We start from the raw sequence: 26,458 nt of genomic DNA, 5'->3' as shown, positions 1-26,458 counted from the left end.
CTATTTCAACTCATAAATTTTATTGGTCCTTATCCCAGGTTTTATTTCGCCGCTAATGTAAAGCCATCGCCCGTTCCAGTTTACAACAGGCAAAGTAACAGGAGCAGCAATTCCCAGTTTTTTACCTGCATATTTCCAGGTATCGCTATTAAGGTTATACAACTGCACATCGGCCGATATTCCAGGATGTGAAAGCGGATCAGTATGCAAAGAGGTTAACGCATCAACACCACCCCAAAACACTACGTCACCATTTTCCAATACGGGTAATGGACTGCCACCGGCTGACAGCCCTTTAGGCATACGAGAAAGTGTAGTCCAGGTCCCGGTCCATCTTCCATCCACCTTTTTTGGTTTAAAGCTGTAGGCATCATCCAGGATAAGCCGGTAATGCTGACTTAAGGAATTAGTCCCAGTAGTTTCTCCGCCAAACAAATAAAACATACCACCATACACAGCACATAGAGGTAACATCCGTTCCCTTCCTGGCCAGGATGGCAATGCAGACCATCCACTGTCAATCGCTTCAAGATCCAGCACATAACACTGTTTATCTGCCCTGCCTGTAGCAGAGCTATTCCCCCCGGCAAGGATGATTAGCTGGCCAACAAGTGCTCCAGCCATATTGGCTAGGGGAACAGGCAATTGCGGATAATGGACCATTTTTAATCTGCCATCGGTCCATTCATACCCATATACTTTGTCCGAAAATCCTGCTGCATGGTTACCACCCACAATTATAAATTGATTTTTATAGCTGACAGTTATTCCATAACCAAGTGGAGATGGTAGTTTATCAGCCAGCTTTACACAGCCCTTGCCTTCCTGAAACATGTAGATTTCATCATACCACTTCTTTTTACCACCTTCCCAGGGCCGTTTATCAGGAAAATTGGCACCGCCAAGGCAAAATAACCTTCCATTGCTAACCCCGGCAAACATTCCTGCATAGCCCTCGGAATCGGGTAAAGATGTAAGCTCACTGAACACCGGCATAACCTGGGCTTCTGAATTTATAGTAGTCAACATTATATTTCCCAATAAGAATAAATAAATAGATAGCAGTTTCATTGACGATTGATCATGTGAAAAAAGTTAAAAAAGTATTTTAAACAACCCTCCGGGGCCAGGTTCATCAAATCCTCCGGTTACCAGCAGGCTTTTATCATTTAAAAAACAAACGTTACTGGTTAAGGGCATGCCCGATTCGATGGAACTCTCCAAAAGCCCTTTTGCCGAAAGTATTTGAACAGCCTGCATACCGTAATGCGCCACCAGGAGTTCGCCATTCTTCCCTAAAGCCAATCCGTCTGGCAGGTTTTTTTGTGGATCTCCCGAAACATGTACAGGTAGATCCGCAAAAACCTCATACCCCCCATCTTCCAGACCAGGTATTTTCAGTTTTATTTTTATAATTCTGTTACGGTAGCTTTCTGCTACATATAAGTATCGTTCATCATGCGACAATACCAACCCATTGGGATAATCAAGATTAGCGATCAGGACCTTTTGTTCTCCCCCTATGCCAATAAAAAAGACCTTACCTGTATGCCTTACCGAATCAGTAAAATATAAATTACCTTCGCTATCTACAACCAGATCATTAGGTGTAAAAATACGTTCATCTGCGCAAAAACCTTTAATTTCATTTCTTAAGAAAGTTCCCGCTGCATTAAACCTCAGCACCGCGCTCAGCTCACTGTCACAAATCAGATGATCACCGTCAGGTAAAATAAACTGTCCATTCGGACATGCACATCTCGCCCATTCAACAAATTTGTTTCGGTTATCCACTTTCAAAACCAATCCTCCGTTAAGGGTGGTGCAATAAAAATCCCCACGTCTGTCCACAACCGGTCCCTCAGTATAAAAAGGTAAATCAGCAATTTTAATACGCTCCATTTCTATATCTTTATTTTTTTCAAATCTCTTCAAAAGGAAATATAGGCCTCCTTCTGTTCATATAATTAAAACGGGTCATATCTGCACAGGTAACCCCCGGTGTATTAACCTGTAGCAAAGTCTTGCAAACTGTAGCATAAGCGGCAATGGGCGCATTTACCCCTTTGGCAACAAGCACATCAAACTCCTCAGGCATTATGTTAAAACTGGTCAATTGCTTCAAACTAAAAGGAGGAACACGCAGGGAAGTCAGCATTATTGTATTTCCTGCGGATGTAACTACGAGAGCAATTTTACCCATATCAAAATTAACCTGCCCCCCATGCCGGGGCACAGTTTCCTTAAACCTTCCATCGCCAGTATAAAGTAATTTTACCCGGCTGGTATAGTTCATTGTTAAATCCTCATGATCTCCTGTAACCATCTCAAAAGTATCTCCCACAGCATGCCGGGTTGCAAGCTGCACTGCTGTAGGATCACAAAGACATATAAATGATCTGATCTTACCCCTAGCTTCCAGCGCTTTCAGCAAATAGGCGCTGTTTCCTGGGGCTCCTCCTCCCACATTATCTCCCATATCGAGTAGTAAAACAGGTTTTTCACTCTTTTCAATCCTCGGCAATAAATCCTCTATATCTTGTTTAAGCCCAAAAAATTCTTGTTTATGTACCATCATATAAGCTTCGAGCGTTTTACCGGTGCCTATGGCCAGCTGTTCGTCGTCATCAGTAACCACAATGATAGAAGAACCCATTTCTTCCACATCTGCATAAGGAAAGCCCAACATAATACTGATCGACAAAATACCTTGCTGCCGGCTAAGCACATCAGCCAAAGCATATAAACTTTTACATGGCGCTTTGCCCGTAAACTGCTGCTCTATACTTATGGCCATCGGTAGCTGAATTAAGTGCTGAAGGGGTCTTATTTTTTTCTTCAGCGTACTTACCAATAATTTTGCGGCCAAACGCCCAGTTTCCCGCTGGTCGATGTGCGGATTGGTCTTATATGCAACCAATGCATTGGTTGATGCAATCATCTGATCACTCACATTACCATGTGGATCAAGCGTTCCAATAATGGGAATGCCATCGCCCAACTTTTCCCGGACAAGGCTTAACCAATGCCCATCCATATCCCGAAATGATTCGGATACCCCGGCTCCATGCGGAACCACCAGGCATCCATCCACCGGAAGCGCACTATCCAATGCTGTAAACAACTCCTGCAACAAAATCTCGTAAGTAACCGCCGAAACTATACCCCCTGGTGTTGCTTCCGCATACATCACCGGAACAATCTCAATACCTTCCTGTTCCAGCACTTCGATCATGCCACCCAGTTCATGAAACGCACCACGGTATTCATTCAGCAAAGCTTCGCCCTTCATCCAGTGTCCTTCTCTAAACTGACGAAGCGTTGTAGGCTCTTTTACAAACGTATTGGATTCGTGGGTAATCCCCATCACGGCTACTTTTAATCTCATCTGTTACTTTTTATCGTAGGCTACCACATCCACTTCAAACTTTAACAACTCACCCAGACACCCAATTAAAGTTGTCCTTGCGGGATAAGGCTCGCCAAAAAATTCTTTATAAATGGCATTAAATTCTGCAAGGTATTCTTCCTTACCTACATAGTTCCTTACCTGAACAACGTCTTCAAATCCAAGTCCCGCAGCCTGCAAAATGAGCCTCAGATTTTCAAAGGACCTCCTGCATTCAGCAGCAAAGGAATCCTTAACAATGTTGCCAGCCTTATCTACTGAAGCCTGTCCTGAGATAAACACAAAATCACCACACTTTAAACCGGGCGAAAAAGGCAGGAAGCTTTGGGGTACGTTAGTCCCCCTGATCACTTTTTTTTCCATGATAATGCTTTATAAATTAGGTTTAACTTTATTTTTAAAATCATCCAGGCCATTTACCATGGCCAATATTTCATCATCGCTCCATGGCAATGCCGGGGCCAGCAATGGTGCTTTTGGATCTCCGATGGTAATGCCATACTTAAGTTGCATAGCCCTATTAAAAAACGGCCATATCACTGGAATTATCTTTTCAATCAGGTTCTGCAAATACAGCATAAACGCTATCCCTAAAGTAACATTACCATTTAAAAACTCCTGCCTGACATATTTACAGGTGCTTCCGGCCAGGTTATAAGTTGTACCGATTGCTCCAGCTGTACCGCACATAGCCGCCTGGCACAACAACTCGTCCGCACCACTAAAGAGTTTCCATGTACCAACCGATTTATGGTAAATAGAACTGATATCAAGCAAATTGGCAGTTGTTAGCTTTAAACCTCTGATATTCGGGATCTGCATCAGCTGTTTAACCATTTCGTCATTCATAATGGCGTTACCAATCTGGTAAGGAAAGAAGGGAAGATCAGTAGCACCCGCAATCTTTGTGTAATGTGCAATACCCATCGCAGCAGATGCAGCATAATAAATAGGGCCAACCGAAGAAATGCCATCTGCTCCATGCTGAGCAGCATGTTTTGCAAGCCTTACCGATTCGTCGGTGCTCAATGCACCTACCTGAACCATAACAGGTAGACGTTTATTGTTGATTTCAAGCGCTAATGCCGCAATTTCTTTTCTTTGCTGCTCATTAAAAAGAAAGCCCTGGCCTGTAGAGCCCAATAGATAAAGTCCATCTACCCCTTCTGCAATAAGCATTTCTATTAACTTTTCAAGCTCCCCCGGAACCAGTTTCCCATCTGCATCTACAGGACTGAACATCGCAGGCCATACCCCTCCGAAAATACTGTTGTCATGATTTATCATTGTGTTTTTTATTAAATTTTTCCTTTTTTCATCTTTTCAATCCAAACTGCAAAAGCTGCTTTATCAATTGCTTCCAAAGCAGGTAGACTAAATTGTTTTTCTACCGTTAACATATCTTTAAAACCGCTGCCCGTAACCAGACAAACGACTTTTTCTCCATCCGCTACTTCTCCTTTTTCAACTGCAAGTGCTAGCCCTGCAAGTGCTACAGCACCTGCCGGCTCACAAAATATACCCTCCTGCTGGGCCATTTTTTTATGCCAGTTAAACACCTCGGTGTCTGTTACAGCATATCCTGTCCCGCCAAGTGAACGACAAGCTGTAATTACCTCATTGCCGTCTAACACATTTGGCACCTGCAAGCCACTGATGGCTGTGGTAGAACGTGCTCTTTGAACGGCAACATTCTCTTTATTTCTCAGCGGACCAGCCATCGTATCGTTACCTTCGGGCTGGACACAATGCACTCTGGGCAAACCAGAAAGCTGATATCTATGTCCATATTCCATTACGCCTTTGGCCAAAGACAAAGTCAGCCCACCTCCCCCTGCCGGACAGAAAATATGCCGAACAGCATTGGCGGTTTGTTCAAATATTTCATATGCTATGGTTTGAACCCCCTGCATTCCTTCCGGACAATAGCAATATGCACTTACGGGTAAGGGTAGATCTAAAGAAAGTGCGAAGCTGTTCAGTAAAGAAAAAACTTCAGCACTTAGTTCGGGATCCTTGCCAAAATCTTTTACCATGAACATAGACGCTCCATACACCTGCATCTGCTTAATCTTCGCATCAGGAGCCCCGTCAACCACGGTTATTATGCATCTGATATTGGCCGCGGCACAATAAGCCGCTAACGCCGCACCCGTATTGCCACTGGATGTTGCTATACAAAGATCCTGTTTCCGACTTTTCATCATACTTACAAAAGCGGAAGCAAAACGGTCCTTGTAGGAACCTGTTGGATTAAGGTTTTCCAACTTAAAATACAAGTCTGGTATGCCCAGCGCCGGGCCTATGGATCTGGACTTAACAAGAGGAGTTTGCCCCTCGCCCATGCTGATACGATTGGCCTTACTTAACAGCGGTAAAAAAGGTTGATACTTCCACATGTTAATATTCTTTTGGGAATTGAATTTTTTTAATGGCATAACTGCTCATGTTGTGCTTAAACCCACCGTCAATAAGCAAGGTTGTTCCGCTGATAAAGGCAGCATTTTCCGCACTCAGCCAAAAAATAGCTTCTGCTACTTCTGCGGCTGTACCACCCCTGGCAAGTGGCGTCATGTCTATCATTTGGGCAGTCATTGTATTGCTGATGTTTGCTCCCTCCGGATCCAGGTAGTCACTGCTCAGTTCAGTTTCAATAAAACCCGGCTGTACCCCAACAACCCTGATGTTACTTCTTCCGTAAGTAACGGCCAGCTCATAGGTTAAGCTATCCAGTGCGCCTTTTGCAGCAATATAGGCCGGACTACTTCCTCCTGCCCTGGCAGACATCACACTCGATACGTTGATAATTACACCGCCCTCCTGTATACGCTCCATAATTTCTGCACACTGCCGCGACAAAAATGCCGGTGCAGTCAGGCAAACCTTTAGAGTCCTTTCCCATACCGCTCTGCTCATCGTCCGCATGGTTTCCAAAGTACGCCAGGCAGCATTATTGATCAATACATCCACACGTCCCCATTTTGCTACGGTCTGTTCTACAATTAAATTTAAGAAATCTCCTTCCGCCAGATCACCAGCGCAAACCAGGCATACTGTGTCATAAAGTGCAGCGAGTTCCCCGGCCACAGCCTCCAGTGCCATGTGCTCCAGATCAACTAAAACCAGTCTGCATCCTTTTTCTGCAAATTTCAGGGCTGTTGCACGTCCAATGCCACCTGAAGCCCCCGTTAAAATTACAACGCTGTTATTTTCCATTGATGATCAATTTTCCTGATGCTGAAACCGGCAGTATGCCCCCCAGCGCTTCTCCTTCTTTTACATAAGCAGCGTCCCTTACGAAAAGTGCAATTCCCGCTTCAGCTACTATAATTTCAGTTCGCTGATGCGTAACCGGATTAACTACATTGCCCCACAACTGCCCTTTGTTTACATTTGCACCGACTACAGTTGCTGCTATAAAAATGCCTGATGCCGGGGAGGGAAACTTGCCTTGCAGGTATCCACCACCTGGTGTATAATCTTCTACCCAGTACTTTAAGCAGGAGGAATTCTCGCCTTCCAGCTTGATCATAGAAAGGCTGTTCAGTACGTTCAGGCATCCTTCCTTAAGCAGTGCAGCAATTTCCTCTTTCACACTATTCCCGCCCCCGTATTCTATATAGATTGCAGGAACATTTGCATCCCTGGCAATGGATAACGTTCTGCCATCCGGCGAGCCTTCCGTGCCCCAGATCAGTGGCAAATTAAATGCCCTGGCCATATTCCGTTGTTCTTCCAGTACTGTTGCAACCGGATGTAACATATAGCCCGCTAATGGATAAATATTAAATAACTTACCCCCGGTATGCAGGTCTATGTAATAGTCAGCCTGTTGAATATGACTACTGATCATGGCTGCTGCAGTTTCTGAACTACTCCCATCTGTCCGTCCCGGACAAATCCTGGCCAGGTCAAGACCATCTTCTCCGTAGCGGCTGTTTGTCTCATAAGCAGTAGCATTTACTACCGGAATAAGGGTTACACTTCCAGCTCGCAATAGCGATGAAACTTCCGTAACCAGCTCCATAACCGCAAGCATCGGCTCGTACTCGTCACCATGTACCCCTGCAGATATCAATACCCCCGGCCCCGGTAGCCCGGAGTCGATAAAAATGATCTGTTTATGGTCTTTATTTTCCATATACCCAATCCAGGCTTAAACGTTTAATATCTGTCACGGTTAAGTGCGAAAATCTGGGCTGCACCCCGCTACAATAGCTTAAAAGCACATACTTACCTGAAAAACAGATCGCGATATAGCAGTACCATCCATTCGGATCATCCTCTACCGTTTTAATATTTTGCCAGGTTTTCCCCTCATCTTTTGAAATGGCCACATTAAGGGGTGTCCTTTTTCCCTTAATCAGCGGGTTGTCGCCCCCGTTATTGTTCCAAACCAATATCAGGTCGCCTGTCAACGGAATCCTTTTAATAGAAGCCGGAGAAACAGGTGATTTAATCGTAGAAGGCTGCGCAGGGCTCCAACTTTGTCCCTTGTTTTTTGAATAGGAAAAATACTGGACTCCCGCATCTGTCCTGATGAACATTAAAACATTTCCGTTTTTCAGTTCCACCACACCAGGCTCCTGTGTCACCACCCCATCTGGATTGGTCACCTGCTGCCCCGGCTTCCAGGTTTTTCCATTATCGTCCGAGTAATAACTCCATAAAGTACCGCTGTTAGACCATTTGGCTTGTTCTGGAGTCTGGTGCAATGCTACCGCCAAAAGTATCCTCCCACTTTTTAATTGAATTACCCGACTGTTGTTCAGCACAAAATAGCCCTTTTTATCTGTAATGCAGGCTATTGGATCAGTCCAGGTTTTAGCTTCATCACTTGAAAAACGAACCATAGGTATACAGTCGGAAGTAGAATTCTTTTTCAGGTAGAACAAAGCGATTTTCCCATTTTTTAACCTCAATAGAGAAACAGACATTACGTTCATCGTACCTTCCTTTTCTACGATTACCCTATCGCTATTGGTCCAGGTTTTTCCACCATCAGCAGAATAGCGGGCCGCCAGGTAAGCCGAAGCATGATCACTGGAAGATGTTCCCGTATAATGACTATATACAAACATGACCCGCCCATCCTTTAAAGTCAAAAAATCCCCTTCACTGTTTCGGGGGTTATCCTGCCCGGGATTTAAAGTAAGAACCGTTTCCTTTCCCGGGCCTGTTTGTGCCAGCAGGTTACCAGCCAGTCCAAAAAATAACATACATAACAGACATACAGCACCTAAACTGAAGCCGGTAAACGGGTGTTTTTTTTCTTTTTTCATTAGAGAAGTTTTATAACAATTAAAAAATATTATTTATAACCTGGGTTTTGTTTTACTTTTGGTTCCAGACTTAAAGTAGTTTCCGAAATGGGGAATAACAGCAAATCATTCTGTCCGGCCCTATCCACAAGTGAAGGAATCTTTTCAAATGCCTTTCCAAACCTCACAAGGTCCCACCACCTCTTCCCTTCAAATGCGAGTTCCAAGAGCCTTTCTTTTAAGATGGCCTCATCGTTTTGCACATCAGTTCCCCTGACAAAAATATGGTCATTGTATTTGGCCCCATAAGCCCGTTTCCTAACCAGATTGATCTCATCACTCGGATCTTGCCCCAATGCATTTTTTACCTCAGCCTTCATCAGCAGGATATCCGCATACCGGTACAAGATCACATCATCCAGAAATTGTCTGGCACCTCCTATCACTGTTCCCTTAAACTTATAAACGATAGAGCCATAATAAGTACCTGTAGTAGTATAAATTTCAATAAACGAAGGTTGCTTGCGTAAGTCATCAGCAGTAAACTGTGCCCTTACACCATTGGAAACCGTCCAGTAAGGATTGCCCCCAAATGCACCAATTAAAGCTTTAGTTGCTGCGTCTGTATTATTGGTCATAAAAGCGCTCGACATGTACATATCTGAAAAAATGGTCGATGTTGCCTCAACATCCTGAAAGCGTACCGCCATAAGAATTTCCCTATTCCCCTTATTTCCATAATCAAATATGCTGGCATAATTGTCAAGCAATCCAACATCTCCGGCTTGTGCATCGTTAAGTGCAGCTAAGGCAACGTTTAGATCGGGTCTGCCTCCATTCTCCCTCTTTGCTGTCCACAAATAAACATCCGCTTTTAGTGCATTTGCGGCCGGCTTTGACCAGATGCTCCTGCCCGGACTGAACGTGTTTGCTGAGTAAAGATTTAAAGCTGCATCCAGATCCTGTTTTATAAATTTAAACAGCTCGATCTTCGAGGTTCTTTCCTTCTGAATAGCATCGGCACTAAATCCCTCAATCGGTTCCGTTACCAGAGGCAGATCACCCCAGGTTTTCACCATAGTAAAATACACATAGGCGCGCATGGTATATGCCTGTGCCAAAATGGCATTCTTACTGGCCTCAGAACTGAATTTAATTCCAGGCACATACTTCAGCAACAAATTGGCATCATGAACAACGGTATACATGCCCTGCCAGGTAGGACCAGAATTGGTTCTGTCCAAGGCATTGTCATAGTAATAATTGTATCCGTTTAATGCGGCAAGACTACGGTTCATGACCTCACTTCTAGCTTCTCCCCATAAAAAAAGATTATTTTGCGCCTGTCCCCTAAACCTTACATACATACCATACAATCCTCCGTTGGCATCATTTTCTGTTTTCCAGAAAGAAGCATTTGAAATCTGACTAATGGGATCAAGGTTCAAATCCTTGGTACAGGATAACATTGAACAGGAAATAATTAGCGAGAACAGCGATATTCTATATAAATTTTTCATGATTATCTCAGTTAAAGAATGAATTAAAATGTAATGTTTGCTCCGAAGATGATGTTTCTGGGAATTGGATATCTGCCCCGGTCATCTCCCCCCTCTTCAGGATTCAGTCCTTTAAATTTGGTGAAATAATGAAGATTGCTACCTGTAGCATTTAGCCTCAGGTTCGCTATTTTTATTTTCTTCAAAAATTCCGGAGAGAAATTATAACTGAGTGTGACTTCCCTTAAAGCCAGGAAGTCACCCGCTTCGTAATATGCTGAATTACCCCTGAATAAATTATTTTGCGCCTGTTGGTCAGCCCAATAAATTCTCGGAATATCTGTCTGCTGTCCCTGGGTTTGCCAGGATCGGAGGACATCAGAAACAAAACCGTTTTCTCCAACAAACTGCCCTATCATCATTGCCCGGGTATAGTTATAAATGGTATGCCCCGTGGTATAATCCATTCTCACATATAGATCGAAATTTCTATAGGTCATGGTACTGGCCATCCCACCAGTCCATTTTGGATAAATATTACCCACAAACATACGGTCCCTTTCATCTATTACCCCATTATTGTCTGCATCTTGCCAATTTACGTCACCACCAAATTTTGTTTTGGCTGTCCCTACCACCAACATGTCTTTCGGGCCTCTTTGTGCTTCGGCATCTGTGGCATAGATACCTAGTTGCTTATAAGCATATAAATCACCAATCTCTCCGCCCTCCTGCAACCCTCCTAACCAAGCGTAATCGTTTCTGGATGAATCCCAAACATATACACCCCCAATGCGATTGTTCTCTATACCATTGTTTGGAAGTTTAAGTATTTTATTCTTAACCCTGGACGCATTTAAAGACAAAATCCATTGAAAATCAGACTTTTCAGGAAGAATCTTCGCACTCAGCTCCAGTTCTATACCTTTGTTCTGGAGGCTACCTAAATTGGTTAACACACTGGCAAAGCCCGTAGATTGTGGCAAACTGAAATTGGTCAGCAGGTTATCCGTCCTGCGTCTGTAATAATCAAACAATATATTAATTCTGTTATTTAATACCCCAAGATCAAATCCCACATCGAAGGTCTTTGATTGCTCCCAACGCAAATCTGCATTAGCCAGCGTTGTATTTTGAACTGCGGCTATTCCATTGTATTGAGCGCCTACACTATACTGCCCTTGCGACTGGTAAGGGCCCAAACCACTGATGTTTCCATTTACGCCATAACTTCCACGTAGTTTCAGCGTGAATAAACGTTCAGGCAATGCAGTCCAAAAATCTTCTTTATGAATATTCCAACCTACAGACACCCCCGGAAAAAGACCCCATTTGTGCGTAGTCCCCAGGTTAGAGGCCCCGTCGTACCTGGCGTTCAGTGAAAGCAGGTATTTCTCTTTATAATCATAATTAATTCTAGAAAAGTAGCCCAAAATCAATTGGTTAGTTTCATCACCACCAACCGATACGGGTACGGCAGAAGCATTTAAAGTTGGGATCAGATCCGTAGATGCCCCCCTTCCGCTTGCATTTAATCCCGCAGTCGTTCTCCAGAAAGCAGAAAAACCAATTTTCGCTTCTAAATGGTGTGCATCTTTAATGTTTTTTTTATAAGTAAAAACCGCATCCGCCTGTTCCTGAATCTGTTTGGCATAACTACCGGTGGCGTTTCTTGAATTTACCAGTTGCCCTGGTCCGTTAAGGTAAGCCTTTTGAAAAAAACGTCCGTCCGAGGTAATTTTATATAAAGAGATTTGCGGGTCAAAACTTAGCCCCGGCAAGATATCAAAATGTGCACCTGTAACCATCGTCAGATTTTCCAGGCTGTTTTTCAAGTCCTGTGTATTAAAAAAATACTCCAGGTTGCCTAAACTTGAATTTAAACCAGGGGCTAGTGTTCCGTCCTCAAATTTATATTTAGTGGTTGCCGGTATAGTCGCAGATCTGGCAAATACATTACTCACATTACTTCCGGCATCCGTAACTGTCCTTCCGGAGGAATTGGAGTACATCACCCTGCCAAAGATCTTAAGCTTTTCGTTTACCTTAAAATCACCATTTAAATTAAATGAAAGTCGTTTATAATCCGTAAAAATGGCAATCCCCTCATTAGACTGGTATCCAAGGCTCGCACTGAAAGTAGCTTTATCCGTCCCTCCCGAGCCCGACAAGGTATGGTTGTTAGAAAGCGCCGTCCGATAAACAACATCCTGAAAATCTGTATTTTTAAAAATAATGGTTTTAGTAGGGTCTATCGGATCAGGCATACTTTCCCAACCCTCATTGAGTTTATATCGGTTCGCATCAGATAAATACTGTGGTGTAAATGCTGTATTATTGGTAAGGTCATTACCGGTACCCGCACTACTGGCAAGACCAAGTTTTGTCAACTGGCTGGGATCGGCAGTACCTCTTGCCCCGATTCCTAACCTTTGAAAATAAATATAATCTCTGGCAGATACCATATCGTAGCCTTTCCCAAGATCAGAAATGGTAAGATCATAATTATAATTAATCCTGGCTATACCGGATTTACCTGATTTAGTTACCAGGATCACTACTCCATTTGAACCTCTGGCCCCATAAATAGCAGTAGCCGCCGCATCTTTCAGCACCTGCATAGATTCTATATCCTGTGAATTGATGTCATTTATATTTGATTTGATTACCCCATCTACAATATAAAGTGGTGCGGCACCATTCGGATTATTAATAGAGGTTCCGCCTCTGATTACCACACGGGAAGCATCTCCGGGTTGCCCCGAGGTACTTTGCACCCGAACACCTGACAGGGTTCCCTGCATGGCAGATGTTAAATTGGCATAAGGCACGTTTTCAAGCACCTTATTATCCAGCTTTGTCACCGACGTGGTAACTGTCTCTCGAGATTGAGAACCGTAACCAATTACCAATACTTCCTTTAGTGCCGCCATCTGCTCAGTAAGTACAACGTCAATTGTCCTTTTTCCAGACACCTGGATTTCCTGGCTTTCCATGCCGATAAATGAAAATACCAGCACTGCACTGGCATCAGGTACACTAATACTATAAGTACCAGACGAAGTTGTAGTTACTCCAGTGGTAGTACCCTTTAGCTTGATACTTACACCAGGCAGAACACCTCCCTGTGTATCTTTAACAGTTCCGGAAACCGGAACCTGAGCGTATCCTTTAAAAAAAGGAAAGAGAATTAATGGCAACCAACAGAGTAAAAGCTTTTTCATAATAATTGGTTTAGTGATTACACGATTTTTTTAAATATGTCTTACATATTACAATAATACAAATTATACCAGAATATCCAAACGATATTAAAAAAAGTATTACATATTAATTTTCAACAGGAATGATTACATTTGGACAAAAATTGAAATTGAAAAAGATAGCCACTCCAAAAATAAGACCCGTTGAAAATCTGACACAAGTTGACAAGATCGAGATCAATCTTCAGGAATATTTTAAAAATGGAAATTTCTCTCCAGGCGATGCTATTCCTAAAGAAACAGAACTGGCATTGGCCATGCATGTTAGCCGTACCGCTATCAGAGAAGCATTATCCAGGTTTAAAATCTTGGGTATAATTGAGTCCCGTAAAAACAGAGGCATGATCATTACACGTCCGGATATTCTAACCAATATGCAAAGGGTAATGGATCCTAAATTACTGGATGGCGAAACTATGAAAGAAATCTTTGAAATGAGATTAGTTATCGAAATGGGCCTTGCAGATATACTTTTTCTTAGAAAAACTGAAGCCAACCTGGTTAAGCTGGAAGAGATTGTAGCTAAAGAAGAGCAAACGGACAATAAAATTGAAAGGTTAAAATATGATGTGGAGTTCCATTCCATGTTATATGAAATATCAGAAAACGAGACCATTCAGCGCTTTCAGAAAATGCTATTACCCATTTTCGAATATGTAGATAATGGCTTACATATAAAGAGTCAGGTTCAGGATGCAGAATATGCTTCTCACAGGGTCTTGCTAAATGTCCTGAAGAACGGCACACCGGAAGAATTTAGAAATAAAATGCGGAAGCACCTGTACAACTATTTCGAGAAAGTATAGCATAACACACTTTCATAAAAGACAGCTACTCTTTACAGTAGCTGTCTTTTTTTTGCCTTGGCAAAATTCTGATGTCAGTAATTATACTAATCTGTAAATTTTATAAATTAAATATGTATTACTTATTAAAATTTATATATTTACACTACAATCAAATGTAAACTGTCAAAAAGTAGATGAGTTAAAGCTGAAAAATTACTCCTGTAGTAAAGAAACTTATACGACATATATATTAAAATAACCAAATGAGCTCAGAGAAACTTGAAGGTGTAATTATAGCCATTCCTACCCCACTTACAAAAGAAGAAAATATTGATGTCTGTTCTCTTAAAAACCTGCTCGAATATTGTGTAGGTGAAGGAGCAAACGGGATTATGATCCTCGGTACCATGGGCGAAGGTGCCGCCTTATTAGACAAGGAAAGAAAGACTTTAATCAATACCACAGTGGAACAAGTTGGAGGCAGAATCCCTATTTTAGCGACTGCTTCTGCAGTTTCTACCAGAAAGACCATTCAGCAAGCCATTGAAATTGACCGTAGTGGCGTAGACTATATTGTATGTACCAGTCCCTTTTACTATAAATATCCAGATCCGGAAAGTTTGTTAACACATATGGAAAGGATCGACGACGCTGTTGAAAGGCCATTGATATTTTACAATGCGCCAATATTTACCGGCAACCCTGTCAGCACAGACCTATTGGAGAAGATCCTGAACATGAAAAATGTGGTGGGTATAAAAGATTCCAGTTGCAACTATTCAAATTTTGTCCAGTTGCTCAGAAACTATCCTGACAAAAACCAAAGACCAGGAACCATTATGCAGGGAGATGAATCTGTATTCGATTCCAGTCTGCTATTTGGTGCTGATGGTATTATTTCTGGTGGAGGCGTCGCATTTATCAGACTGCTAAAGCAACTCTACACTGCGGCTATCACTAACGACAGATTAAACGCAATGAAACATCAGAATAATTTTACAACCCAATTACTTGAACTATTGTCACCAAATCCCCAGCGCAACTGGGTTTACAGCATTAAGAAACGACTTGCTGACAAAAATATAATAACCAATCCCTATGTAACCGCACCTTTTTTAAGCTAACCCTTAACCTCAAAGCGATGGTAAGAACTGAATCCCATTGTGTAAAAAAGATCCGTTTCAGTATCTCATTATTACTGATAGCCACTATTTGGACCAATTCACAGGCACAAGACACCTTAAAAATTGTGGCTTTTGGTAATTCGACCACTGCCCCCAGAAAAACTGTCAGCAAAGTGTATGCTGTCAGGCTTCAGGATACCTTATCACAGCTGGGCATAGCTTCTTGTGTAATCAATGCCGGTGTAGCTGGTAGCCATTCCGGCTCCATAAAAGACAATAACCTCCACAGGGTAGCTCATGGAATGGATAGATTTGAAAAAGATGTATTGACCAACGCACCCAGCTGGTTAGTCATCAGTTTCGGGATCAACGATGCCTGGCAGGATAATGGTAAGGAAAGCCCTTCCCGGCTATCTATAGAACAATACTGCAACAACCTCTCCTATTTTATTGACCAGGCAAAGAAAAGTAAGATCAAGCCCATCCTGATGACGCCGAACCCAATTGGAAAAAAATATGAAAGCTGGCGCCATAAAAGGTTAAAAAAATACATGAAGGCAACCAAACGCCTGGCTAAGCAACAAGAAATACCCCTGGTGGATGTATGGGCCTTGTTTTATAAAAACGCTTTTCATCAAACTGATGGCGTAGACGTCTTGTTGCTTGATGGCATGCACCCCAATGATGCAGGGCAGAAAATAATGTCTGATGCATTGATAAAAATCATTAATCAACAAAAATAACATGGTATGAAAACAAAACTTATCCTGGCATCCGTTCTGATCATTGTGTCTTTCGGTTTAAGGCCTCTAAAAAGTAATGCTGCCCTCAACTTTGTATTTGCTGATACCGTCAATACAAAGGGCGGAAAGCTAACCACAAATGGAGTATGGATTGCTAAAAATGTGAAAGAAATAAATGGCTTAAAGATGGGCCCTTTTATAAATTTACCCGATGGGAGCCTGCTTACCGTAGACAGCATATCCAGTTTTATAAGTAAAGACAATGGGAAAACATGGAAATCGTACCCTATTTTTAATGAACCGGGTAAATTTGCCATCCGGATTGAAAGAGCACTGGTATATACCAAAAGTGGCACCATAATACTCGCTTTCGCAAATGACAAAGAAAAGGCAAACTGGAACTGGCAGAAAGATATCAGAGACTCTCCAGGGGCAATCTTACCAACTTATGCAGTAAGAAGTCTGGATGGAGGTAAAACCTGGACTAACCTTCAGAAACTGCATGACGATTGGACTGGAGCCATAAGGGATATGATCGAAACAAAAGATGGCAAAGTTGTTTTTACCTCGATGATGATGCGCCACAATCCCGGCAGACACGCTGTGGTAACTTATACCAGCAGTGATGATGGTAAAAACTGGAAAAGAAGCAACATTATAGACCTTGGCGGCGTAGGAAACCATGGAGGAGTAACAGAGTCCACATTAGAACAACTTCGTGACGGACGTCTTTGGATGTTATTGCGTACCAATTGGGGTAAATTCTGGGAAACCTATTCCAGTGACAACGGTATAAATTGGGGAGCTTACAAAGCAACAGATTTTGATGCCAGCTCTGCTCCCGGTATGCTAAAGCGATTAAAGAGCGGTCGTCTGGTACTCATATGGAACAGATACTACCCCCAGGGTAAAACGGACTACCCTTTAAGAGGCGGTGACAACCAGTGGTCTGAAGTGCCGGTAAGTAACCATCGGGAGGAATTAACCATCAAGTTTTCTGAGGATGACGGAAAAACATGGACGAAACCCACTGTCTTTGCAAAAACAACAAAAAAGGGCACCCAAATATCTTACCCCTATCTTTTAGAACGAAATCCGGGCGAATTATGGGTTACAACAATGTTTGGTGATCTTAGAGTTAAATTATATGAAAAGGATTTCATCAACAAAAATTAGACTTTCTTTCATTCTGTTATCCATTGGATTGATATCATTCTCTATCGACAGAAATTATGATAGTGGAATAGCTTCATTAAAAGATTCATTCCCGGAAGAAAACTCATTTGGAATGCGGGTAAGAAAAGTACCTAAAAAAGCCGGTAGTATTCATCAGCCAGTTATTGTGGCTAAGGGACCTGGCAATGAAGCGACCATATTACGTACTTCGCAAAACGAGATTAAAGTTTTTTTTGTAAACAGACCAGGAGATGCTAACAAACTCATGTCGGTTTCTTCTGCAGACAATGGATTATCCTGGACTGCAGCACGAAAAGAATTTGACCTGCCAGGACAGGCTTATTATGCCAACGCCCTACTTAAAGATGCCGAAGGCAACTTGCATTGTATCTTCCACATCTTCGGCGAAGGCAAAAACGGTTATCGAGGCAGGCATCTCAATTTGTGGTACTGCCATACGCTTAACAATGGCAAAGATTGGTCGGAACCGACAGAAATTTACCATGGTTATGTTGGTTCTATCAGGGGTTTCATTCAGTTAAAGAATAAAAGATTTTTATTGGTCTTTGCTAAGGCAATACCGGCAAGAAGCCAGAAACCAAGCAACAATAGTACTGATTATGGTTTACATGACATTGGTGCCCTTTATTCTGACAACATGGGAAAAAGCTGGCAATCTTCTGAAAATGATTTAAAAATACCCATAGAATCAACACAAACCACCCGATATGGCGGTGTTGAACCAAATATTATAGAACTATCTGACGGAAAAATATGGATGCTGATCCGTACCAATAAAGGTGTTACCTACCAGTCTTTTTCCACTGATTCAGGTACAAGGTGGCACCAACCAGAGCCTACAAAGTTTATTTCTTCAGACTCACCGGCCGCCACCTTGCGACTTGCAGACAACCGGATTGTTATGTTTTGGAACAGCAACCAGCGATGGGATAACAAAAGAACCTATGCACTTGGTGGCCGGGAAACACTACATGCTGCCATATCATCTGATGAAGGAAAAACATGGAAAGGGTTTAGAGAAGTACTCACAAGCCCATCGACAAAACAGATAGAAAAAGGTGACAGGGGCACTGCATATCCATCTGCCATACAATCTGCCGATGGGAAAATCGTATTGGTTTCGGGCCAGGCAGAAGAACGAGCTATTGTTAAGTTTGATCCAAACTGGCTTGAGCAAACTACGCAAACTGATGATTTTTCTGAGAACTTAGCCAAATGGACATTTTTTAATAACGATGGTTTGACAAGCATGGGATCCGCTTTTTCTTTAAGCCAAAAGGGATTGCTGATCCGTAAAACTGATGGAACTCAAGATGCCGTTTGGAATTTCCCAATAGCCACAAAAGGTAAACTGCTTATCAATGTCATCAGTAACCCTGGTAATAAGGGGATCATACTGGCAATAACCGACAATTTTTCGGTTTCTTACGATTCATTGGCATCCAAAAGTGCAGTAATTTATCACACCATAAAACCGCAAGATATGCCGTTTATGGATAAACCATTTAAAATCAGGCTGACATGGGATATGCAAAAAGGAAAGTCCTGGTTATACTTAAACGATCACCTCATTACTGAAAAACCGTTTGAACGCAATACCTATTTTGGCCTTAATTATCTACGTTTAGGGATACCAGGAGGAAACATACAAGATCATAATGGTTTTCTTGTTAGATCTGTAAAAATGTCCCCCTCCTGGTAAGATAACGTTTTAGCCCATCACTTTAACAGCCAATTTATCCTCGATTTCCTTTATTGCATTTACAGTTTTCATAAAGGAATCAGGAGTAACTGATATAGAGTCGATCCCTTCTTCTACTAAAAATTGTGCAAAATCCGGATAATCAGACGGTCCCTGTCCGCATATCCCAACTTTTACGTTCATTTTTTTTGCTGATCTGATCAGGCTGGAGATCATTATTTTCACTGCATCATTTCGTTCGTTGTATAGGTTGGCAACTAATGAGGAATCTCTGTCTAGCCCCAATATCAATTGGGTAAGATCGTTCGAACCAATAGAAAAGCCATCAATCTGTTCAGCAAATTGTTCTGCTAAAATTACGTTGGAAGGAACTTCTGCCATCAGATATACTTCCAGCTTATTTTGTCCACGTTTTAAGCCAAACTCTTCCATTGTTTTATACACCAATGAAAGTTCATCAACGGTTCTGCAAAATGGAATCATAACAATTACATTGTCCAGGCCCATGTTTTCGCGTACGCTTTTAATAGCTTTACATTCCATCCCAAAAGCCGCTTTATACACGTCCGAATAATATCTGGAAGCCCCCCTCCATCCAATCATCGGGTTTTCCTCAGCAGGTTCAAAATACTTTCCCCCTGGCATGTTATAATACTCGTTGGTTTTAAAGTCAGAAAAACGAACTATAACCTTATTTGGATAATAAGCAGCTGCAATTTTTGCTATTCCGTAAGATAGTTTTTCAATGAAATACTGCTCTTCGCTCTCATATCCCGAAATTGTTTCCCTGATCAGTGTCGTTAGCCCGGCATCTCCTAAATATTCATGTCCGAGAAGTGCCAATGGATGAATTTTGATGTAATTGTTAATAATAAATTCCTCGCGCGCAAGTCCAACCCCTTTTGCAGGATAATGGGCATAACGAAACGCAATATCCGGAGACCCTATGTTCATCATCACCGGAGTATTGATTTCTGGTAAATCAGAAATGCGATGTTCTTTCTTTGTAAAGGCAATTCTGCCTCTATATACAATACCGGTTTCTCCCTCTGCGCAGGAAACGGTAATTTCTTCGCTCGTTTTCAATATTTCTGTAGCATTATCACACCCTACTATGGCGGGCACCCCTAATTCCCGCGCAACAATCGCAGCATGGCAGGTCCTTCCGCCTTTATTAGTAATAATTGCAGCGGCTTTTTTCATCACAGGTTCCCAATCCGGATCAGTCATTTCGGTTACCATAATATCTCCTGGTAAAAAATTGATTTCATGAATAAGGTGTTTTTCAAGCCCACCAAATTGTGTACCCTACCAGATGCGATTTTATCACCAACAGCTACACCAGTCAGTATAATTTTTTGCAGGCGCTCGGTATCATTAATCTGGTATTCCGTAATATAATCAACCTTGTTACGGGAATGTATGGTTTCCGGTCTTGCCTGTACAATAAAAAGCTCGCCGGTGATGCCATCCACCGCCCATTCCACATCCATTGGACACCAGTGACCTTTCAACTTTGTATAATATGCTTCAATCATCATCACCCAATTGCTAAGTTGAAGTATTTGGCGATCAGTTAAACAAAATCGTTTTGCATCTTTAACAGGTGTTCTGATCACTTCAACAGCTTTCCCTTGTTGCACTCCATAAACCATCTGTTCTTGTTTTTTACCCAGTTTTTTCTCTATGATAGCCGCAAATCCTTTTTTAAGCAGTGGTTTATAAACAATAAATTCATCAGGATTAATTGCCCCCTGCACAATCATTTCACCTAAACCATACGAACCATTAATAATGACAGCATCTTTAAAACCACTTTCCGTATCAATTGAAAATGCAACACCCGAAACGCCTATGTCAGAGCGCACCATTTTTTGGATACAAACAGAAAGACCAATATTAAAGTGACCGAAGTCAAAAGATTCCCTGTAGCTAATCGCCCGGTCTGTAAATAGTGATGCGAAACAGTTTTTAATTGCAACAAGCAGCTTTCCAGTCCCTCTGATATTTAGAAAAGTATCTTGCTGCCCTGCAAAAGATGCGTCTGGAAGATCTTCAGCGGTTGCGGATGAACGGACAGCAACACCCAGCTTATCTTCGTTATCACCTATCAATTTTCTATAAGCACCTATAATTTCAGTTTCCATTTGTGAAGAAAACTGTCCGTTTTGTATCAATTGCCTGATTTGATTGCCGCATGATGACAGCGCTTTCAGCTGATCAATATTTGCCTGTTCAACAATATTTTTTATTTGTTGCTCCAAACCATTGTCTTTAATAAATTGGAAATATGCTGAACTGGTTACAATAAACCCATCAGGTATGTTTACACCTAAGGGCGTAATTTTCTGCAACATCTCTCCAAGTGATGCATTTTTACCACCTACTAAATCAATGTCCTCAATAGAAGCTTCAATAAGCTCCATCGTAAATATGTTACCTTTCATATCTTAAATATTTAATACAAAGCTATACACCTGCTTACAGCTTCCTTTGTTAAATTTTAAGCAGAACTAATATTATATTAATAATATTAGTTCTATTTTTACTATTTTTATATAGATATAGTATAAATGAAGGATTTTATTGAACAAGTATTAAAAGCTACAACTTCTACAATCACATTGGCAGAAGGAAGCGCCTATCATGCACTGAACAACTTCCACAATCATCAGGAAATAGAACTCGTTTATGTTAGGTCGGGTGAAGGGACCTTCTCCATAGGGCATACCTCAAAAAGGATTTCAAGCGGCGCGATGATTCTGATAGGTACAAATATCCCGCACATGTTCAAATTTGAAAGCAACAGATATTATGATTATGCCATGAAACACGCAAAAAGAATTGTTCCACTGCAATTGTTAACCCTGCATTTTGATCCTTATAAACTGGGGAATGATTTTTTGAAGCTTCCTGAAAATATCGTTATCAAAGACCTGCTTGAAAAAGCAAAGAAAGGTCTTTTAATTCCTGAACAAACAAAACTGGCTGTGATTGAATATTTAAAAAAAATCGAATCATCCCTTCATTACGAGCAGCTACCTTTAGTCTTACAGCTCTTAAACAAAATTGGTGTATCTGAAGAAATAGTGGGCCTATCAGCTTACAATGAAAAAAAAAACGTTTAAAAAAATAGATGAAACCAGGTTAACCATGGTTTATCTATATACAATGGATAATTTTTATAAAGAAATCAAGCTGGAACAAATTGCCAATGTAATCCATATGGTCCCTAATGCATTTTGTCACTATTTTAAATCACGTACCGGCAGAACTTACTTCGATTTTTTGATTGCGGTAAGAATCGAACATGCCTGTAAATTGTTAAGGGAAAGCAACGACAGTGTAAATTCAGTTTGCCGCGACTCAGGTTTTAGTAATTTATCAAACTTTAACAGATACTTTAAATTGCAAACCGAAAAATCGCCTTTAGAATATCGGCGGAGTTTTAGAAATTAATCAAATCTTGCCAATACATGACGGCCAACTGCAACATCATGCCGCTTTACGCCTTGAAGCCCTCCAGGGAATAATTGCACCAAACATGATGACAATGGCAATGGTTACCACTAACCCATTTCCTTTTGAAGTAATAAAAGCCAGCAGCAACAGTAAAACAGACATAAACAATAAGGAGAAGCTGATCATTTTTAAACCAAATACATTTTGCTTTTTTATCATCTGCAGCTCTTCATCGTCAATAGCTACAGCGGCCTGCTTCTTGTCTGCTTTATATACCAGGTAGTTCTCGTAATCCTGACTTACTTTAGTCTTTCTTCTGACGATCTCATAAATCAACAACATGAAAAACGGCAGTAAAACCCCCACCAACATTTCATTGGCCCTTGATAATTTATAACCATCTATAAAAGGTATGATCATCTTAAATACCACATTTACCGAAAGTGATATCAACGTGATATAAATAGTTGCTTTCCCGGACAGGCGCTTTGAAAACAGGGACCAGATTGGTGGCAGCAGTAACGGCCCTCCCGTTAGGGCCCCCACACTTAATGTAAACTCAACAATACCACCTATATAGGGAACACCCAGCGCAATCACGATCATCAGCAGACCAAAAAACCAGGAAGAAGCACGCGCTACGAACATTAGTTTTTTATCATCGGCATCAGGATTTACAGATCCTTTGTAGATGTCATTGGTAAATACGGCCGATACCACATTAAGTGCTGTATTGGCAGATGCCGAAGTGGAGAAATACATACCTGTCAGCATTAAGCCCAGGAGCCCTGCCGGAAGCACCTGTTTGCAAACCATAATGTAGGCATTCTCGGCATCCAGTCCCGAAAGTGCCGGATTAATAACCCGGTAAGCCATCGGTGGCAACATCCAAAGCACAGGGCTTAAAATATACAGGCCGGCAAAAAGATAAGCTACCTTTGAAGCACTTTTAGGTGAGTCTACACTGGTATAGCGCTGTACAAATGTCCAGTTGCCACCAATATAAAAGATATGGTATATGGCAAAGGCAAAGATAAAACCCCAGGTATATTCGCCATGAACCAGGTTGAAAAAATCATCCGGAGCTTTGTCTATAAAACCCTGCACACCACCTACCTCGTTAAATACCATGGGCAAAATAATCAGCACCGCAGCTGTAAGTACTACGAATTGTAAAATATCTGTAACCATTACTGCCCATAAGCCGCCTATAGCCGTGTAGGAAATCATTAAAATTCCCAGTACAACTGTAACCTGCATCAGCGGATAGTCCAGTGAGCCAGAAACCAGTTTGGCCACAGAGTATAGAACTGACCCTTTAATAAATACTGACACAATGGTGAATATAAAAATGTAGCTTTTCTGAACATTGCTGCCCAGTCTTGCCTTGATAAACTCGGCTGCGGTAAGGTTGCCGGTGGCTTTCCACCTTGGCGCAAGGTAAAGACCGGTAATTAACGCGCCGATACACATCGTCCATTGAATAGTAACCGCTACCCATCCGTGTTGATAGGCAATTGCACCCCAGACAACAAAAGTTCCTGCAGAAAAAAAACTCATGAATAAGGATAAACCACCAATAAACCAGGGAACAGATTCGCCCCCTGCAAAAAAGGATTTTAAGTTTCTTCCCGTTTTGGAAAAACTGATGCCTACCAGCATGATGAAAATAGAAAAAACGACTACGACTATTGTATCTATCATGATTAAAATTGATTTGGTGAATAACATCTCAAAGAGAACAAGGACGCTGGTACATGAACTGATGGATGCGTCAATATAACTTTTAGTTTTTTAGTTTGTAAAGGCGTGTCAAATATGATTTCGTTCCTTGTATGATAATTGCCGGTTTTTTGGTAAATAACCTTTCCATCTCCATCTTCAATATGATAATCCCTTACGCAAAAAGGCATTACAGTTTCGGGATGTGTCATGAGTACCGACTCCATAGCATGATCTGTATCTGTGTCAAAGACCAGGTCAATCCGGTTAATAAACCTTGTCTGTTCCCATGCCAATTCAATGGCAGGCGCAGGATCACTGGGATCTGCCACCCAGGCATTGGGTTGTACGGTTGGCCGGTCAGTTCCGTTTCTGATATGGCCAACTGCAAACGTATGAATGGCTTGTTTAAACTGCAAAGCGATATTCTGGCCTTCCGGCCTCCTCTGTGGGCACCAAAACTCAAAACTCTCAACTCCAGATCCATCGGGAGCCAGCTGTTTGCCATTGTTGGAAACAGCCTTGTTCACTCCATTAAAAACAGAGAGCATACCGGTAATTCTTTGATCGGAATAAGCCAGTTGTACTTTGCTGTTGATCAGGAAGCAAATAAAAACATACTGCTCTTTATCCGTACTAATATCAAAACTTATATTTACTTCCTGTTCTCCCGCTTGCAGTTCTATGTGCTTTACTGCAAGAGTCGTATCAGGTGTAAAACCACCTGTTTTGTTGCTCACCCTTAATTCTACAGCCAATGTAGTAGGTATGTCGGCCCTCAGCAATACGCTAAATGATGGAAATTTACCGGCTTGTAAAGGTAGCAATTGGGCAGCAGCAGTAGAAAGTATTTTAAATATGCAATTTTGCCTGCTAAAACCTTTAAATTCCAGATTTGAGCTGGACCGCAGCCCTGCATACTGAAGCAGGTCTTCTTTATCTTCCCAGCTTACACCCGGAATATACTGACCCGTTTTTATCAGCTCCTTCTGTAAAAGCGGCAAATAGTTTTCCTGATACAATTCGGCTGGCAACTTTTTATATTTCAGACATAGCGCCGCTGCTACCGCCGCTGCCTGTGCCACATAAGCGCACGTGGCCATAACCCGGGTACCACCAAAAGCCACATGGCTAACACTGATGATACGCCCGGCAAGGAACAGGTTCTTTATGTTCCGGCTGTAGAGGCAGCGGTAGGGGATCTGAAAGATGCCTTTGCTATGCCATTGATTGCAGGGTGATCGATCACTGAACACTCCATCAGCAGGGTGGAGATCAATAGACCATCCTCCATAGGCTACCCCATCACTATGGAGTTTTTGCGCTATTAAATCTGACTGCGAAAGGATATAGTCGCCTTCAAATCTGCGGCTCTCCCGTTTGCCAGGTATTGTCCCTACCCACTCCAGCGTATAGTTTTCTGCTTCAGGAAAATTACCTGAGTTTTTGATATAGTCCCACACCCCATAAATCACTTTCCACAGTTCCCATTTGATCTGTTCGGTATCGTGCACGGTATCCATACGCCCCCCATGTTCTACCCACCACAGCTTACAACCGTGCTCCTTTGCATTAAAGCTTTTATATCTTGGTATTTCTTTCTGAACATCAATTGCAAAGGCCGGTGCGGTAAATTGAACGGGTTTGCCCATGTCTTTTGTATAAAAATAAAGGGAATGCCCAAGCAGTTCACCATAGCTGGCATCTGGTGCCATCGGCTCATTAAATTCGTCAGCTAACTCTGCACCCATTCTAAATGCTGCCCCCGAAAGAAAGCCTGCAATACCATCACCAGAGGCATCGCAAAACAATGGGGCGCTAATTATATATTCAGTAGCATTCTGGCTGCAGAAAGCCTTTATACTGTCAATCTGATCTGCTTTAATTTTATTTACTTCATATACGGCAGTGTTAAGCAGCAAAGTAATATTACTTTCCTGTTTCACTTTGTCCAGCAGGATCATGTCTAATATCACAGGGTTCCCTTCAGGATTTCTATAAGTATTTTCTACAAGCAGTTCATCTATGATGCCCCCTTCCCTGCTCCAGCGGTTGTTATTGCCCATGTGCGAAGTAGCACCCAGTATCCAAAGCCGGACCTCGCTGGATGCATTACCCCCCAAAACTGGTCTGTCCTGCACAAGCACTACTTTTAAGCCCTGCCTGGCTGCCGTTATTGCAGCGCATACCCCAGACATCCCGCCACCAATTATGGCAAAATCTGCATTATACCTTTCAATTCTTAAACTGCGGCTTTCTTCTGCCTCTTTTCGTATCATTACTTTATT

At 42.0% G+C, this 26,458-nt stretch carries 22 protein-coding genes; 7 read left to right on the top strand and 15 right to left on the bottom strand.

The features are described from left to right. The 11 genes from HDC92_RS18020 to HDC92_RS17970 all read right to left on the bottom strand — a co-directional run bounded on the left by HDC92_RS18020 (window position 1) and on the right by HDC92_RS17970 (window position 13,393). Complete coding sequence (locus HDC92_RS18020) at window positions 1–1,029, bottom strand: hypothetical protein (RefSeq protein WP_183876545.1); 1,029 nt, start codon at window positions 1,027–1,029, stop codon at window positions 1–3. A 66-nt stretch (window positions 1,030–1,095) separates the two neighbouring features. Continuing rightward, window positions 1,096–1,902, bottom strand: a complete 807-nt coding sequence (locus tag HDC92_RS18015; RefSeq protein WP_183876543.1) for an SMP-30/gluconolactonase/LRE family protein — start codon at window positions 1,900–1,902, stop codon at window positions 1,096–1,098. A 19-nt stretch (window positions 1,903–1,921) separates the two neighbouring features. Then, window positions 1,922–3,388, bottom strand: a complete 1,467-nt coding sequence (locus HDC92_RS18010) for a M81 family metallopeptidase (protein ID WP_183876541.1) — start codon at window positions 3,386–3,388, stop codon at window positions 1,922–1,924. A 3-nt stretch (window positions 3,389–3,391) separates the two neighbouring features. After that, a complete protein-coding gene (locus HDC92_RS18005; RefSeq protein ID WP_015809372.1) occupies window positions 3,392–3,772 on the bottom strand; it encodes a RidA family protein in 381 nt (126 codons plus the stop codon). Between the two features lie 9 nt (window positions 3,773–3,781). Beyond that, window positions 3,782–4,696, bottom strand: a complete 915-nt coding sequence (locus tag HDC92_RS18000; protein WP_143715913.1) for a dihydrodipicolinate synthase family protein — start codon at window positions 4,694–4,696, stop codon at window positions 3,782–3,784. Window positions 4,697–4,707: 11 nt separating this feature from the next. Continuing rightward, a complete protein-coding gene (locus HDC92_RS17995; protein WP_255484583.1) occupies window positions 4,708–5,808 on the bottom strand; it encodes a pyridoxal-phosphate dependent enzyme in 1,101 nt (366 codons plus the stop codon). Window position 5,809: 1 nt separating this feature from the next. Next, on the bottom strand, window positions 5,810–6,625 hold the full coding sequence (locus HDC92_RS17990) for an SDR family NAD(P)-dependent oxidoreductase (protein WP_183876537.1): 816 nt from the start codon (window positions 6,623–6,625) through the stop codon (window positions 5,810–5,812). Further along, on the bottom strand, window positions 6,615–7,550 hold the full coding sequence (locus HDC92_RS17985; RefSeq protein ID WP_183876535.1) for a succinylglutamate desuccinylase/aspartoacylase family protein: 936 nt from the start codon (window positions 7,548–7,550) through the stop codon (window positions 6,615–6,617). The genes HDC92_RS17990 and HDC92_RS17985 overlap by 11 nt, the downstream gene beginning before the upstream one ends. Next, window positions 7,540–8,691, bottom strand: a complete 1,152-nt coding sequence (locus tag HDC92_RS17980; RefSeq protein ID WP_183876533.1) for a sialidase family protein — start codon at window positions 8,689–8,691, stop codon at window positions 7,540–7,542. Before HDC92_RS17980 ends, HDC92_RS17985 begins: the two co-directional genes overlap by 11 nt. Window positions 8,692–8,720: 29 nt before the next feature. Beyond that, a complete protein-coding gene (locus tag HDC92_RS17975) occupies window positions 8,721–10,190 on the bottom strand; it encodes a RagB/SusD family nutrient uptake outer membrane protein (RefSeq protein WP_255484582.1) in 1,470 nt (489 codons plus the stop codon). Between the two features lie 23 nt (window positions 10,191–10,213). Then, window positions 10,214–13,393: a SusC/RagA family TonB-linked outer membrane protein gene (locus HDC92_RS17970; RefSeq protein WP_183876531.1), complete on the bottom strand. Its 3,180-nt coding sequence runs from the start codon at window positions 13,391–13,393 to the stop codon at window positions 10,214–10,216. A 122-nt stretch (window positions 13,394–13,515) separates the two neighbouring features. Here HDC92_RS17970 and HDC92_RS17965 point away from each other — a divergent pair, with 122 nt between their 5' ends. The 5 genes from HDC92_RS17965 (at window position 13,516) to HDC92_RS17945 (ending at window position 18,986) form a co-directional block, all read left to right on the top strand. Continuing rightward, the gene (locus HDC92_RS17965) at window positions 13,516–14,238 is read left to right on the top strand and encodes a FadR/GntR family transcriptional regulator (protein ID WP_015809380.1); all 723 of its coding nucleotides are present in this window, start codon (window positions 13,516–13,518) and stop codon (window positions 14,236–14,238) included. A gap of 245 nt (window positions 14,239–14,483) precedes the next feature. After that, entirely contained in the window at window positions 14,484–15,344 is an 861-nt protein-coding gene (locus tag HDC92_RS17960) for a dihydrodipicolinate synthase family protein (RefSeq protein WP_183876529.1), read from the top strand. A gap of 17 nt (window positions 15,345–15,361) precedes the next feature. Then, entirely contained in the window at window positions 15,362–16,087 is a 726-nt protein-coding gene (locus tag HDC92_RS17955; protein ID WP_183876527.1) for an SGNH/GDSL hydrolase family protein, read from the top strand. 6 nt (window positions 16,088–16,093) lie between these two features. Next, window positions 16,094–17,263: a sialidase family protein gene (locus tag HDC92_RS17950; RefSeq protein ID WP_183876525.1), complete on the top strand. Its 1,170-nt coding sequence runs from the start codon at window positions 16,094–16,096 to the stop codon at window positions 17,261–17,263. Beyond that, window positions 17,235–18,986 (top strand): sialidase family protein, encoded by a 1,752-nt coding sequence (locus tag HDC92_RS17945; protein WP_183876523.1) that lies wholly within the window; start codon window positions 17,235–17,237, stop codon window positions 18,984–18,986. The genes HDC92_RS17950 and HDC92_RS17945 overlap by 29 nt, the downstream gene beginning before the upstream one ends. A gap of 9 nt (window positions 18,987–18,995) precedes the next feature. Here HDC92_RS17945 and ppsA read toward each other — a convergent pair whose 3' ends face one another. Continuing rightward, window positions 18,996–20,228, bottom strand: coding sequence for a phosphoenolpyruvate synthase (ppsA, locus tag HDC92_RS25205; protein WP_255484581.1), 1,233 nt, complete (start codon window positions 20,226–20,228; stop codon window positions 18,996–18,998). Next, window positions 20,222–21,433 carry a PEP/pyruvate-binding domain-containing protein gene (locus HDC92_RS25200; protein ID WP_255484580.1) on the bottom strand — a complete coding sequence of 404 codons (1,212 nt, stop codon included), beginning with the start codon at window positions 21,431–21,433 and terminating at the stop codon, window positions 20,222–20,224. Before HDC92_RS25200 ends, ppsA begins: the two co-directional genes overlap by 7 nt. A gap of 126 nt (window positions 21,434–21,559) precedes the next feature. Here HDC92_RS25200 and HDC92_RS17935 point away from each other — a divergent pair, with 126 nt between their 5' ends. Both HDC92_RS17935 and HDC92_RS17930 read left to right on the top strand, forming a co-directional pair. Continuing rightward, window positions 21,560–22,114: a cupin domain-containing protein gene (locus HDC92_RS17935; protein WP_183876521.1), complete on the top strand. Its 555-nt coding sequence runs from the start codon at window positions 21,560–21,562 to the stop codon at window positions 22,112–22,114. Further along, entirely contained in the window at window positions 22,095–22,445 is a 351-nt protein-coding gene (locus HDC92_RS17930; RefSeq protein WP_183876520.1) for a helix-turn-helix domain-containing protein, read from the top strand. Before HDC92_RS17935 ends, HDC92_RS17930 begins: the two co-directional genes overlap by 20 nt. A gap of 36 nt (window positions 22,446–22,481) precedes the next feature. Here the strand turns inward: HDC92_RS17930 and HDC92_RS17925 are convergent, their stop codons facing one another. Further along, window positions 22,482–24,152, bottom strand: coding sequence for a sodium:solute symporter family protein (locus HDC92_RS17925; protein ID WP_183876518.1), 1,671 nt, complete (start codon window positions 24,150–24,152; stop codon window positions 22,482–22,484). Between the two features lie 2 nt (window positions 24,153–24,154). After that, complete coding sequence (locus tag HDC92_RS17920; RefSeq protein ID WP_183876516.1) at window positions 24,155–26,449, bottom strand: FAD-dependent oxidoreductase; 2,295 nt, start codon at window positions 26,447–26,449, stop codon at window positions 24,155–24,157. Window positions 26,450–26,458 lie beyond the last annotated feature (9 nt).

Origin of the sequence: Pedobacter sp. AK017, from assembly GCF_014200825.1 — a bacterium.
Lineage (GTDB): Bacteria > Bacteroidota > Bacteroidia > Sphingobacteriales > Sphingobacteriaceae > Pedobacter > Pedobacter heparinus.
Note: the sequence above shows the minus strand (reverse complement) of the source record. Positions and strands in the feature narration are given on the sequence as shown.

Coding starts and splice junctions, on each gene's coding strand:
- HDC92_RS17935 (WP_183876521.1), top strand. CDS start 21,560: ATGAAGGATTTTATTGAACAAGTATTAAAAGCTACAACTTCTACAATC.
- HDC92_RS17980 (WP_183876533.1), bottom strand. CDS start 8,691: ATGAAAAAAGAAAAAAAACACCCGTTTACCGGCTTCAGTTTAGGTGCT.
- HDC92_RS17985 (WP_183876535.1), bottom strand. CDS start 7,550: ATGGAAAATAAAGACCATAAACAGATCATTTTTATCGACTCCGGGCTA.
- HDC92_RS18020 (WP_183876545.1), bottom strand. CDS start 1,029: ATGTTGACTACTATAAATTCAGAAGCCCAGGTTATGCCGGTGTTCAGT.
- HDC92_RS17990 (WP_183876537.1), bottom strand. CDS start 6,625: ATGGAAAATAACAGCGTTGTAATTTTAACGGGGGCTTCAGGTGGCATT.
- HDC92_RS17920 (WP_183876516.1), bottom strand. CDS start 26,449: ATGATACGAAAAGAGGCAGAAGAAAGCCGCAGTTTAAGAATTGAAAGG.
- HDC92_RS17970 (WP_183876531.1), bottom strand. CDS start 13,393: ATGAAAAAGCTTTTACTCTGTTGGTTGCCATTAATTCTCTTTCCTTTT.
- HDC92_RS17965 (WP_015809380.1), top strand. CDS start 13,516: ATGATTACATTTGGACAAAAATTGAAATTGAAAAAGATAGCCACTCCA.
- HDC92_RS17945 (WP_183876523.1), top strand. CDS start 17,235: ATGAAAAGGATTTCATCAACAAAAATTAGACTTTCTTTCATTCTGTTA.
- HDC92_RS17995 (WP_255484583.1), bottom strand. CDS start 5,808: ATGTGGAAGTATCAACCTTTTTTACCGCTGTTAAGTAAGGCCAATCGT.
- HDC92_RS18000 (WP_143715913.1), bottom strand. CDS start 4,696: ATGATAAATCATGACAACAGTATTTTCGGAGGGGTATGGCCTGCGATG.
- HDC92_RS17950 (WP_183876525.1), top strand. CDS start 16,094: ATGAAAACAAAACTTATCCTGGCATCCGTTCTGATCATTGTGTCTTTC.
- HDC92_RS18005 (WP_015809372.1), bottom strand. CDS start 3,772: ATGGAAAAAAAAGTGATCAGGGGGACTAACGTACCCCAAAGCTTCCTG.
- HDC92_RS18010 (WP_183876541.1), bottom strand. CDS start 3,388: ATGAGATTAAAAGTAGCCGTGATGGGGATTACCCACGAATCCAATACG.
- HDC92_RS17975 (WP_255484582.1), bottom strand. CDS start 10,190: ATGAAAAATTTATATAGAATATCGCTGTTCTCGCTAATTATTTCCTGT.
- HDC92_RS17955 (WP_183876527.1), top strand. CDS start 15,362: ATGGTAAGAACTGAATCCCATTGTGTAAAAAAGATCCGTTTCAGTATC.
- ppsA (WP_255484581.1), bottom strand. CDS start 20,228: ATGGTAACCGAAATGACTGATCCGGATTGGGAACCTGTGATGAAAAAA.
- HDC92_RS17925 (WP_183876518.1), bottom strand. CDS start 24,152: ATGATAGATACAATAGTCGTAGTCGTTTTTTCTATTTTCATCATGCTG.
- HDC92_RS25200 (WP_255484580.1), bottom strand. CDS start 21,433: ATGAAAGGTAACATATTTACGATGGAGCTTATTGAAGCTTCTATTGAG.
- HDC92_RS18015 (WP_183876543.1), bottom strand. CDS start 1,902: ATGGAGCGTATTAAAATTGCTGATTTACCTTTTTATACTGAGGGACCG.
- HDC92_RS17960 (WP_183876529.1), top strand. CDS start 14,484: ATGAGCTCAGAGAAACTTGAAGGTGTAATTATAGCCATTCCTACCCCA.
- HDC92_RS17930 (WP_183876520.1), top strand. CDS start 22,095: ATGAAAAAAAAAACGTTTAAAAAAATAGATGAAACCAGGTTAACCATG.